This window comes from Stenotrophomonas sp. 86156_Sma (assembly GCF_056481625.1).
Map to the genome: position 1 here is coordinate 4,148,313 of NZ_CM151157.1, position 11,687 is coordinate 4,159,999.

General features: G+C 66.7%; 11 protein-coding genes. 4 read left to right on the forward strand and 7 right to left on the reverse strand.

Annotated features, from left to right (window positions below; all coding sequences use genetic code 11):
* Positions 1–45 precede the first annotated feature (45 nt).
* From ACZK33_RS19240 to ACZK33_RS19250, 3 genes are all read right to left on the reverse strand, one after another.
* Positions 46–408, reverse strand: a complete 363-nt coding sequence (locus tag ACZK33_RS19240) for a DUF4288 domain-containing protein (protein WP_423175192.1) — start codon at positions 406–408, stop codon at positions 46–48.
* 157 nt (positions 409–565) lie between these two features.
* Positions 566–1,054 (reverse strand): DUF2867 domain-containing protein, encoded by a 489-nt coding sequence (locus ACZK33_RS19245; protein ID WP_423175191.1) that lies wholly within the window; start codon positions 1,052–1,054, stop codon positions 566–568.
* A 14-nt stretch (positions 1,055–1,068) separates the two neighbouring features.
* The gene (locus ACZK33_RS19250; RefSeq protein WP_049400706.1) at positions 1,069–1,731 is read right to left on the reverse strand and encodes a serine/threonine-protein kinase; all 663 of its coding nucleotides are present in this window, start codon (positions 1,729–1,731) and stop codon (positions 1,069–1,071) included.
* Between the two features lie 85 nt (positions 1,732–1,816).
* Here ACZK33_RS19250 and ACZK33_RS19255 point away from each other — a divergent pair, with 85 nt between their 5' ends.
* Entirely contained in the window at positions 1,817–3,811 is a 1,995-nt protein-coding gene (locus ACZK33_RS19255; protein ID WP_423175190.1) for a bifunctional DedA family/phosphatase PAP2 family protein, read from the forward strand.
* A 174-nt stretch (positions 3,812–3,985) separates the two neighbouring features.
* On the opposite strand, the gene ACZK33_RS19260 is transcribed toward ACZK33_RS19255, so the two are convergent.
* The 3 genes from ACZK33_RS19260 to ACZK33_RS19270 all read right to left on the reverse strand — a co-directional run bounded on the left by ACZK33_RS19260 (position 3,986) and on the right by ACZK33_RS19270 (position 6,817).
* Positions 3,986–4,564, reverse strand: a complete 579-nt coding sequence (locus ACZK33_RS19260) for an LON peptidase substrate-binding domain-containing protein (protein ID WP_010484006.1) — start codon at positions 4,562–4,564, stop codon at positions 3,986–3,988.
* On the reverse strand, positions 4,561–5,925 hold the full coding sequence (gene mpl, locus ACZK33_RS19265) for a UDP-N-acetylmuramate:L-alanyl-gamma-D-glutamyl-meso-diaminopimelate ligase (RefSeq protein ID WP_423175189.1): 1,365 nt from the start codon (positions 5,923–5,925) through the stop codon (positions 4,561–4,563). Before mpl ends, ACZK33_RS19260 begins: the two co-directional genes overlap by 4 nt.
* A gap of 328 nt (positions 5,926–6,253) precedes the next feature.
* A complete protein-coding gene (locus tag ACZK33_RS19270; protein ID WP_032128385.1) occupies positions 6,254–6,817 on the reverse strand; it encodes an adenylate kinase in 564 nt (187 codons plus the stop codon).
* Between the two features lie 136 nt (positions 6,818–6,953).
* Between ACZK33_RS19270 and ACZK33_RS19275 the strand changes: the two genes are divergently transcribed.
* Positions 6,954–8,210 (forward strand): 6-phosphofructokinase, encoded by a 1,257-nt coding sequence (locus ACZK33_RS19275; RefSeq protein WP_423175188.1) that lies wholly within the window; start codon positions 6,954–6,956, stop codon positions 8,208–8,210.
* Positions 8,211–8,329: 119 nt separating this feature from the next.
* Entirely contained in the window at positions 8,330–8,719 is a 390-nt protein-coding gene (locus tag ACZK33_RS19280) for a DUF488 domain-containing protein (RefSeq protein ID WP_423175187.1), read from the forward strand.
* 72 nt (positions 8,720–8,791) lie between these two features.
* Here the strand turns inward: ACZK33_RS19280 and ACZK33_RS19285 are convergent, their stop codons facing one another.
* Complete coding sequence (locus ACZK33_RS19285) at positions 8,792–9,295, reverse strand: hypothetical protein (RefSeq protein WP_032128388.1); 504 nt, start codon at positions 9,293–9,295, stop codon at positions 8,792–8,794.
* A 308-nt stretch (positions 9,296–9,603) separates the two neighbouring features.
* Between ACZK33_RS19285 and ACZK33_RS19290 the strand changes: the two genes are divergently transcribed.
* Positions 9,604–11,646: a sodium-translocating pyrophosphatase gene (locus ACZK33_RS19290; RefSeq protein ID WP_423175186.1), complete on the forward strand. Its 2,043-nt coding sequence runs from the start codon at positions 9,604–9,606 to the stop codon at positions 11,644–11,646.
* The last annotated feature ends 41 nt before the right edge of the window (positions 11,647–11,687 follow it).

The window sequence follows — 11,687 nt, forward strand, 5'->3', positions numbered from 1 at the left end:
GGCCACCGCCCCCTATAGAGCCGAGCATGGCTCGGCTCTACATTTCTATTCCTGGTACAGCACTGCCACGCCATCACCACGGGCAAGCCGCTTCACCTGGTCCAACGTATCCACCGTCATGACGGAGTACGTGACCTCCACACCCGAGTGCAGGCGTCCCTCGGCAGTGTCCTCATCACTCGCCACTGATATCAGCTTGCGAATTCCGGCGAATCGATAGAGGGAAGGCCTACCGTCTTCACCCACCAGGCGACCGGTCAGATCCTCATACCCGGAAGCAAGCGCTTCCGCATTCTCAAGAGCGTGTTCATCGTTGTCGGCACTGATCAGATACACGTTCTCATGCACCCGGAACGCCCCCTGTCCTGGACTCTCGTAGTAGAAAATGGCGTGTGCGCAATACCACATGCATCACCTCAATGATTCTTTTGCGGGTTGTCCCTGGTTTGGATGTCGCGAGCCTTCTGCTGCCAGCGGAATCCACATTTATGCGGCACTTGGCAATGAGCCGTTTAGCCGTTAAGCAGCCCACGGATCACAAACCACATCCACGCATGGCCTGGATCTACCGGTACAACCGCACCTGCTTCTCCAGCAGATGCGGCACGATCAACCGATGCACCGGCGCAACCGGCAGCATGTACACGCGCCCGAACGCGTTGTGCGTATGCACCACGGTCGCCACTTCCAGCACGTCGCCCTGCCACTGCAGCGCCAGCTGCACGCGCAGGTGGCGGTCGTCGTCTTCCAGCACGATGGCATCGTCGTCCAGCGACTGCAGGGTGAAGATGCCCAGCCGCTGGCCGGGTTGAGGATCCGCAACAACCTGCACCGCCCGCAACGAGCCCAGATGCTTCATGCCGAGCAGGCGCATGCCGTGGTTGCGCAGCGCCATCAGCCCATCGAACCAGCCGGGAATGGTCGCCGCCATATCGCGATAGGCCTGCAAGGCCGAGCGCCCATCGCGACGGGTCGTCGCCTGGCAGGCGTGCACGAAGTCGGCACCGGGCAACTGCGCACGCAGCACGCTGCAGGCAGTTGGCGGCCTGCTCACGACCGACGCACTGCTCACGGCTTCGGCCCCTGCCCTTCGTTGTCTTCCCAATGCAGGATGCGCCGGGTGACGAAGCGGTAGACTGGCTTGCCGGTGGCGAACCACAGTTCGCGCACCCACGAGGTGCGCTTGAGCACGCGCTTCTCCACCGGGGTGAGCGACTCGCGGCAATACATGCGCTTGTGCTTGAGCAGGTGGCGCAGGTCCTCGCGGGCCAGCAGCCGCATCCAGCGCGAGCGCGGGTTGCCGATCACCGCCAGCTGGAAGTCGATCAGCGCCGGACGACCGTCTTCGGTGACCAGCCAGTTGGCTTCCTTGGCCAGATCGTTGTGGGCCACGCCATTGCGGTGCAGCTGCTGCAGCAGCCGACGCGCCGAGCGGAACCAGGCCAGGTCACCGCGTGGTGGACGCTGGTACATGGCGTCGCCGGCCATGAAACTGCGATCGAGATGACGGCCATCCCACGCCAGCAGCTGCGGCACATCGGCCATGCCGTGGATGTGGCGCAGCGCGCGTGCTTCCCGGCGGGCCAGCCACCAGGCCGGCAGCCGCAGCCACAGCGGCGTGGCGCCCAGATCACGGCGCACGAAGGGGCCATCGGGCCCTTTCACAAGAAGGATCTGGCCGAAGCTGTCGGCCTTCAAAGCATGCGGTGGAGCGTCTGGAGTATGCGGCATGGGGCCATTCTAGGCGAAGGCGCCGGTTGCAAACGGTCACGAAGCGGCTGGGAACCAGTCACCTTCACGCCCCTATAATCGGGCAATGGACTCTTCATGGATCGACGCCACGCTCGCGTGGATTGCCGCTCACCCCGTGCTGGCGGGTGCCGTTATCTTCCTCATCGCCTTCTGCGATGCGGTGATCATTCTTGGCGCCATCGTGCCGGCGCTGCCGCTGCTGTTCGCGGTGGGCGTGTTCATCGGCCTGGGCCAGATCTCCGGGCCGTACGCGGTGGCGGCTGCAGCCCTGGGCGCATTTGCCGGCGACGGTATCAGTTACTGGATCGGCCGACGCTGGGGTGACCGCCTGCGCGGCGTGTGGCCGTTCAGCCGCTACCCGCAGCTGCTCGACCGCGGCGAGAACCTGTTCCGCCGCAATGCCTTCAAGAGCATCCTGATCGCACGCTACGTCGGCGCGATCCGACCGTTCGTGCCGGCCATCGCCGGCATGATGAAGATGCCCGCCAGCCGTTACGTGCAGGCCAGCGGCATCGCCAGCATCTCCTGGGCCGTACTGTTCCTGGCGCCGGGCTGGATTCTTGGCGAAGCTTACGACGCAGTCGCGGCGGTGGCCGGGCGTCTGGTGGTGGTGGTCGGCCTGCTGGCGGTGATCCTCGGCCTGGTCTGGGCCATCGTTCTGTACGGCTATCGCTGGTCGGCCGCGCGCATGGACAACTGGCTGGCACGCCTGCTGGACTGGTCCAACCGCCACCCAACGCTGGGCCGCTACACCGTCGGCGTGCTTGATCCCAAGCGCCGCGAATCGGTGCCGCTGGCGATGCTGGCGTTGATGCTGCTGGTACTGGGCTGGGGCTGGTTCGCGTTACTGACCGTGGTGGTCGCACACGGCGAGCCGCTGGCCATCGACCTGCTGGTGCACCAGGCCATGCTGGCGCTGCGCAATCCGCTGGCCGACTACCCGATGGCCGCGCTGGCATCGCTGGGCGCCTGGCAGGTACTGCTGCCGGCCACCGCGGCGGCGATGGGCTATCTGATCTGGCGCCGGCGCTGGATGGCAGCCGCGCACTGGCTGGCCGCGCTTGCCTTCGGCCTGGCGCTGACCATGCTGCTCGGTGCCACCGTGGATGTGGTGCGCCCGGTCGATGCCAGCAGCGGCTTTGGCTTCCCGTCGGTGTCGGTGACCATGGCCACCATCACCTTCGGTTTCTTCGCGGTGCTGATCGCCCGCGAGATGCCCGGTCGCACCCGCGTCTGGCCGTACCTGGTGTCGGGCATCGTGGTCAGCCTGATCGGCTTCTCGCGCCTGTACCTGGGCGCGCATTGGCTGAGCGATGTGATCGGCGGCATGCTGTTCGGCACGTTCTGGCTGCTGGTGCTGGGCATCGCCTACCGCCGCCGCTTCAACCGCTCGTTCTGGGTGAAGCCGGTGGCCTGGCTGTTCTACGGCGTATTCGCCGTGGCGGCGATGTGGTACGCGCCGCGCCACATTCCGGTGAAGCTGGAGCGGTTCGAGCCGACCCTGCCGGCACCGCAGGCGATGGATGCGCAAGCCTGGTGGCAGCACGACTGGGCCACGCTGCCGGCGCGCCGCAACGAGTTCGACGACGACCAGCGCTGGCCGCTGGACGTGCAGGTGGCGGGCCCGCTGGCGCCGCTGCAGGCGCAGCTGGAAGCCCGCGGCTGGAAGCGGCAGGAGCAGGCCGGCTGGCAGCAGGCGCTGCTGATGCTGGACAAGAACACCGGCGCCGACGAGCTGCCGGTGTTGCCGGCAACGCTGGATACCCGCGTGGAAGCACTGCTGATGGTGCGCCAGGGCGCGCAGCCGGATGAGCGCTATGTGCTGCGCTTGTGGCCGGCACCCGCGCAGCTGCAGCCGGGCAACACGCCGCTGTGGCTGGGCAGTGCACAGACCCTGCGTTACGAGCGCCACTTCGAATGGATCGGCATGTGGCACCCGCTGCGTGGTGTCGACCCGGCGTTGAACGCGGTGAAGGACGCCGTGCAGGACCTGCCGCAGCGGGAGGATGTGCACAGCGAAACCGGGCTGCCGGTGTTGCGGTTGAAGACCATGCCGTGATCGAGCCGGTGCTTCTCTGGTAGTCGCCAACCTTGGTTGGCGCTTCGGGAAAAGGCCGCCAACCAAGGTTGGCAGCTACCGGTTCCGGTGCGCTCTGGCTGTCGCCAACCCTGGTTGGCGTTTCCCGGTTCCGCTGCGCTCTGGTAGTGGCCAACCTTGGTTGGCGTTTTCCGGTTACGGCATCCAGCCCAGCAACTGCTGCAATCGCTGGTGCGGGTCATCCATCTGCAGCAGCTGCAGGCGCTGCTGCTCGCTCAGTGGCAGCAGTTCGGCCAGCCGCCAGCCGACCCAGCTGGCCTGGTCCAGCAACGCCGGGTTGGCCGGCGCATAGGCCTCGCCGGCCTGTTCGATGATGTGCCCCAGCACCGTGGCCAGCAGCGCATGCTGCGGCCGCAGTTCGTCATCGGGGTCTTCATCGCACCAACGCACGTCGGCTACCACCAGGCCGTTGTCGCGCACGCGGGTGCGCTCGACATGGAAGCGGCGGGTGCCACGCAGGCGCAACTGCAGCACGCCGTCTGCGCCGACATCGAAGTCTTCGATGCGTACCTGCACGCCATACGCTGCCGGTGTCGCCGGGGCTCCCACTTCCTGGCCGTCGAGGATCAGGCAGACACCAAAGCCTTCACCACTGCGGCCGCTGTCGCGGACCAGGTCCAGGTAGCGCCGCTCGAATACACGCAGGCCCACCGCTGCACCCGGCACCAGCGTGGTGTGCAGCGGAAACAGCGGCAGCGAACCGTCGACGCTCATCGGGCCTGCAGCGCGGCCAGGAAACGGCGCGGTGCACCGTCGAAGCCACCGTTGGACATGAACACCACGTGGTCACCACTGCACGCGCTGGCCTGCAATTGCGCCAGCAACGCGTCGGTATCGGGCACCGCGTGCGCTTCGCCACGCACCGCGGCGATCACCGCAGCGGCATCCCAGGCCAGTTCCGGGCGATGCAGGAACACCACTTCATCGGCCAGCGCCAGCGACGGAGCCAGCGCCTGAGCGTGTGCGCCCAGTCGCATCGAATTGCTGCGCGGCTCCATCGCGACCACGATGCGCGCATCACCCACCTTGGCACGCAGGCCTTCCAATGTGGTGGCGATCGCGGTCGGGTGATGGGCGAAGTCGTCGTAAATGGTGATGCCGTCATGCTGGCCGATCACTTCCATGCGGCGCTTGACGCTGCGGAAGCGCGCCAGCGCCGGAATCACCTCGGCCGGCGCCACGCCCACTGCATGCGCGGCGGCCAGCGCGGCCAGGCCGTTGAGCACGTTGTGACGGCCCAGAAGCGACCACTGCACATCGCCCATTGCCTGCCCGCGGTGATGCACGCGGAAGGCGCTGCCATCGGCGGCCAGCAGCTCGGCATGCCATTCCAGCGACGGATCGAATCCGAAGCGTTCGACCGGCGTCCAGCAGCCCATCGCCAGCACTTCGGCCAGATGCTGATCCTCGCCGTTGACGATCAGTCGGCCACGCGCCGGCACCGTGCGCACCAGATGGTGGAACTGGCGCTGGATCGCGGCCACGTCGGGGAAGATATCGGCGTGGTCGTATTCAAGGTTGTTGAGGATGGCCACCAGCGGCCGGTAGTGCACGAACTTGCTGCGCTTGTCGAAGAAGGCGGTGTCGTACTCGTCGGCCTCGACCACGAACTCGCGGCCCTGGCCCAGGCGGGCGGAGACGCCGAAATCCTCGGCTACGCCGCCGATCAGGAAACCGGGTGAACGACCGGCGCTTTCCAGCAGCCAGGTGAGGATGGTGGTGGTGGTGGTCTTGCCGTGGGTACCGGCCACGGCCAGGGTGTCGCGGCCCGGCAGCACCTGTTCGGACAGCCACTGGGCGCCGGAGATGTAGCGCTGGCCGGCGTCGAGCACGGCCTCCACGGCCGGGTTGCCGCGCGAGAGCGCGTTGCCGATCACCACCTCGTCGGTGCCGGCCGGCACGCTGTCGGCGCGGTAACCCTGGTCCAGGGTGATACCCAGCTGTTCGAGCTGGGTCGACATCGGCGGATAGATGGCCTGGTCGCTGCCGCTGACCGTATGGCCCAGTTCCCGCGCCAGGGCGGCCACGCCGCCCATGAAGGTGCCGGCGATTGCAAGGATATGTACGCTGCTCATGACCGAGGATTGTGACCGATGACGGCTGTATAGGGCCAATGTCCGATCCGGGGTAAGACAAGTCCTACACAGGATGTGAGAAAACTCCAATCATCTGTCAGGGAAATCCCGATAGCGATGTTCTGTGAACCCGGACACAATTCGAACTGCCAGCCGCAGTACCCGAACCGGTCCTACTCCCCAAGAGGCCATCCCCAAGGGAGCTCATGCTGCGGGGCCCTGAGCAAGCCCTCTGCTGGCGCCTATCAAACGACACAGGCCTGGTCCTCGCGGACCAGGCCTGTGCTTTTTGCGCCCGAAGGACCGGCAGTGCACCGGCCCTGCAGGATCAACCCTTGATCGCCGCCAGGATGCGGGCTTCGATCTCGTCCAGCTCACCGACGCCGTCGACGCGGGCCAGGGTGCCACGGCCGGCGTAGAAGTCGACCACCGGGGCGGTCTGGTCGTTGTAGACCTGCAGGCGCTGGCGCACCGCTTCCGGCGTGTCATCGGCGCGGCCCTGTTCCTTGGCACGACCGGCGATGCGCTCGACCAGCAGCTCGGTGGCCACGTCCAGCTGCACCACGGCATCCAGCGGCTGGCCGATCTTGGCCAGCAGGCCGTCCATCGCATTGGCCTGGGCCACATTGCGCGGGTAGCCATCGAGGATGAAGCCCTTGGCGACATCGGCCTGGGTCAGGCGCGACTCCAGCATGCCCAGCAGGATGTCGTCCGACACCAGGTTGCCGGCATCCATCACCGTCTTGGCCTGCTTGCCCAGCTCCGTGCCCGCGGCGATTTCCGCGCGCAGCATGTCACCGGTCGAAATGTGGGCGATCCCCAGCTTTTCCTTCAGGCGCGTCGCCTGTGTCCCCTTGCCCGAACCGGGCGGTCCCAACAGAACCAATCGCATTGACCTGACTCCAACGTGTTGAAAACAAAGAAGGTTCGCGTCCCGGACGGACCGGTATCGCTGCACCGCAATAGCGCCACTTTACCGCATCCGGGTAATGTCCCTGCAATGTCCCCTCCCCCGAGCAGGTAGAAGCATGCGCAACGGTACTCTCCTCTACGCCCAGTCCGGCGGTGTCACCGCGGTCATCAACGCCACGGCGGCGGCGGTGATCGAGCAGGCCCGGGCCAAGGGCATCAAGGTTCTGGCCGCCCGCAACGGCATCCTCGGCGCCCTGCGCGAGGAGCTGATCGACACCAGCAAAGAGAGTGCCGCCGCGATCCGCGCGCTGGCCCATACCCCGGGCGGCGCCTTCGGTTCGTGCCGGGTCAAGCTGAAATCGCTGGATGCCGACCGTGCCCGCTACGACCGCCTGCTGGAAGTGCTGCGCGCGCACGACGTGCGCTGGTTCCTCTACAACGGCGGCAACGACTCGGCCGACACCGCGCTGAAGGTCTCGCAGCTGGCCAAGGCCTCCGGCTATGACCTGACCTGCATCGGTGTACCCAAGACCATCGACAACGACCTGGCGGTGACCGACACCTGCCCCGGCTTCGGCTCGGCGGCCAAGTACACCGCCGTGTCGGTGCGCGAGGCGGCGCTGGACGTGGCGGCAATGGCAGAGACCTCCACCCGCGTCTTCATCTACGAGGCGATGGGTCGCCATGCCGGTTGGCTGGCGGCGGCCGCCGGCCTGGCCGGCAATGGCGATGACGAGGCCCCGCACATCATCCTGCTGCCCGAACGCGCCTATGACGAAGCGGCGTTCCTGGCCAAGGTCAAGGCGGTGGTCGAGCGCGTCGGGTACTGCGTGGTGGTGGCGTCGGAAGGCATCGCCACCGCCGATGGCCGCTTCGTCGCCGACGCGGGCGGCGGCAAGGACTCGTTCGGTCACTCGCAGCTGGGCGGCGTGGCCGCGCACCTGGCCGGCCGGGTCAAGGACCAGCTGGGCCTGAAGGTGCACTGGGCGCTGCCCGACTACCTGCAGCGCTCGGCCCGCCACCTGGCCAGCAAGACCGACTGGGAGCAGGCGCAGGCGGTCGGCAAGGCCGCCGTGCAGCTGGCAATGAAGGGCCAGAACGGTGTGATGCCGGTGATCGTGCGCAGCAGCGATGCGCCCTATCGCTGGAAGATCGAAGCGGCGCCGCTGTCGAAGATCGCCAACCACGAGAAGAAGATGCCGGCCGGCTTCATCCGCCGCGATGGCTTCGGCATCACCGCCAAGGCACGCGCCTACCTGTCGCCGCTGATCAAGGGCGAAGCCCCGCTGCCGTACGGCACCGACGGCCTGCCGAAGTACGTGACGCTGAAGAACGTGGCCGTGAAGCAGAAGCTGCCGGCCTTCGAGGGCTGAGCCGAAAAAGGGGACGGAGGGGATTAAGTCGTATACGCCCCTCCGTCATCTCCTACAGCGTCAGCAGTGGGTCGGATACGACTTAATCCCCTCCGTCCCCTTTTTAGTGGAGGCACACCTTGGCACTGCGAGTTGTTCGACTGGGTACGCCGCGCGCTCCCGGCGAGGGCCTGCGCATCGGTACCGTGCGACGACCACCGCGCGGCGTACCACGCAGCGAATTCGCGACACTGGACTGGTACGACGTCTGGTTCCCGACCCTGTCACCCAGCGCGGAACTGGTGAAGCAGGCGCACGAGGCAAAAACCGCGGCCGACTGGAATGCGTTCTTCCGCCACTACAGGGCCGAGATGAAGGCGCCCGATGCGACCCACGCGCTGGACCTGCTGGCCGCGATGTCACAACACAGCGACATCAGCGTGGGGTGCTACTGCGAGGATGAAGCGCATTGCCATCGCAGCGCCCTGCGCGAGCTGCTGGTGGCGCGCGGGGCGACGCTGGCGGAGTGAAGATCGCAGGGTTGCCGGCCAGCGGCCGGCACTATGCGTGGATGACCGCGCGGGTACATCGCCCACGCAATTTCAATTGCAGGCCTTGCCTTCCATCTGCAGCTGCGCGGCGAACATCGTCACCTGCGGAATCTGGCCGGCGGCGGCCTGCTTCTTGGCCTCTTCCAGATAGATGCGCGACTGGCCCTGCCCGTCCAGCTCGACCTTGTTGCTCGACGGCAGGCGCCACACCCGCACTACCGCCTGCTGCGCCGGGCACGCGGCATTGGGTACGCGGATCACATCATTGAGCTTCCAGCCCTTGTCGGCGCTTGGCTGCGCCTTGGCATAGTCGACGAAACGCGCGCGCGGCTGGCACTGCTCGCTGGTCCGCACCGGCGCGAAGCGATACGGCTCGGCCGCCTGACCGGTGAAGGCACCTTCCAGGCGCGCGCAGGCCTCGGGAATCTGCCGCAGGGTGTGCACCGCGCCCACGGCCTGGGGGGCACCCACGGCGCGCTGCAGCTCCGGGGTTTCCGCGGCGAGTGCCGGTACGGCCGGGACCAGGGCGGCAAGCATCAACAGGGACAGGCGCATGGGGAATCTCCTACGGGACTGAGCGCAGGCTTGCAGAGGCTGGCTTAACGGGGTGAAAAGGCCTGCGGCTTCCGAATCATGCCCATGGACTGGCGGCATGCGGCGGGGCTCGTAAAAACCAGTCGAGCACGGCTCGACTCTACAGTGCGCGGCACGCATACTGCGGGCACCAGGGAATGCTGAACACCGCCATACGTCGGACGACCACCAAGGTCGGTACGGGTTGGTTCCAGGCTGCAGCCCGTCGTCCCCCTCGTGGTGCCGTTCATCGCCACTGGATGCCTACATCCATTCTGCGGAGGGGTCTAATGCTGGAACGTCACGGGCTGTCATTGGCGCTGGGCTGCGCCATTCTCGCGATCCTGTTCGGAATCGTCTCGGCGCGCTGGATCCTGCGCCAACCCACCGGCAATGAACGCATGATCGCGATCGCCACCGCGATCCAGGAAGGTGCGCGTGCCTACCTCAACCGCCAGTACCTGACCATCGGCGTGGCCGGTGTGGTGCTGTTCGTGCTGGTCGGCATCTTCCTCAGCTGGTACACCGCGATTGGATTCGCGGTCGGTGCGGTGCTGTCCGGCGCGGCCGGCTATATCGGCATGAACGTGTCGGTACGCGCCAACGTGCGCACCGCCGAAGCTGCCCGCCACGGCATCAGCGCGGCGATGGACGTCGCCTTCCGCGGCGGTGCGATCACCGGCATGCTGGTGGTCGGTCTGGGCCTGCTGGGCGTGGCCGGTTACTACGCGCTGCTGCTGCGCATGGGCCTGCCGATGGAACAGGCGCTGCATGCCCTGGTCGGCCTGGCCTTCGGCTCCTCGCTGATCTCGATCTTCGCGCGCCTGGGCGGCGGCATCTTCACCAAGGGCGCGGACGTCGGTGCCGACCTGGTTGGCAAGGTCGAAGCCGGCATTCCCGAGGACGACCCGCGCAACCCGGCGGTGATCGCCGACAACGTCGGTGACAACGTCGGCGACTGCGCCGGCATGGCCGCCGACCTGTTCGAGACGTATGCGGTCACCGTCATCGCCACCATGCTGCTGGGCAGCCTGATGCTGGCCGAGGCCGGCGCCAATGCGGTGTTGTATCCGCTGGTGCTGGGCGGCGTGTCGATCATCGCCTCGATCATCGGCGCGCTGTTCGTCAAGGTGGGCGAACCGGGTAGTGGCCGGGGCAGCTCGATCATGGGGGCGCTGTACAAGGGCGTGATCGTCTCCGGCGTTCTGGCCGCCATCGCGTTCTACCCGATCACCACCGGGTTGATGAGTGACAACGTGCATGGGCCGATGGCGCTGTATGGCTGCGCGTTGATCGGGCTGGTGCTGACCGGCCTGATCGTGTGGATCACCGAGTACTACACCGGCACCCAGTACAAGCCGGTGCAGCACGTGGCACAGGCCTCGACCACTGGGCATGGCACCAACATCATCGCCGGCCTTGGCATTTCCATGAAGTCCACCGCGCTACCGGTGGTGGCGGTGTGTGCGGCAATCTGGGGCGCGTTCGCGCTTGGGGGCCTGTACGGCATCGCCATCGCCGCCACCGCGATGCTGTCGATGGCCGGCATGATCGTCGCCCTCGATGCCTATGGACCGATCACCGACAACGCCGGTGGCATCGCCGAGATGGCCGAGCTGCCCTCGGAGATCCGCGACATCACCGATCCGCTGGATGCGGTGGGCAACACCACCAAGGCAGTGACCAAGGGTTATGCGATCGGCTCTGCGGCACTGGCGGCACTGGTGCTGTTCGCCGACTACACCCATAACCTGCAGGCAGCACATCCGGGGCAGGAATTCCGCTTCGACCTCAGCGACCACACGGTGATCATCGGACTGCTGATCGGCGGCCTGATTCCCTACCTGTTCGGTGCGATGGCGATGGAAGCGGTCGGCCGCGCCGCCGGTGCAGTGGTGGAAGAGGTGCGGCGCCAGTTCCGCGAGATCCCCGGCATCATGCAGGGCACCGGCAAGCCGCAGTACGACAAGGCGGTGGACATGCTGACCCGCTCGGCGATCCGCGAAATGATCGTGCCCTCGCTGCTGCCGGTGGCTGTGCCGGTGGTGGTCGGCCTGCTGCTGGGGCCGCGCGCACTGGGCGGCCTGCTGATCGGCACGATCGTGACCGGCCTGTTCGTGGCCATCTCGATGACCACCGGCGGCGGCGCCTGGGACAACGCCAAGAAGTACATCGAGGACGGCCACTTCGGCGGCAAGGGCAGCGAGGCGCACAAGGCGGCGGTAACCGGCGATACCGTCGGCGATCCCTACAAGGACACCGCCGGTCCGGCGATCAATCCGCTGATCAAGATCATCAACATCGTGGCGCTGCTGCTGGTGCCGCTGCTGTAGATCCACACCATGCGCAAACCCGTAGAGTCGAGCTTGCTCGA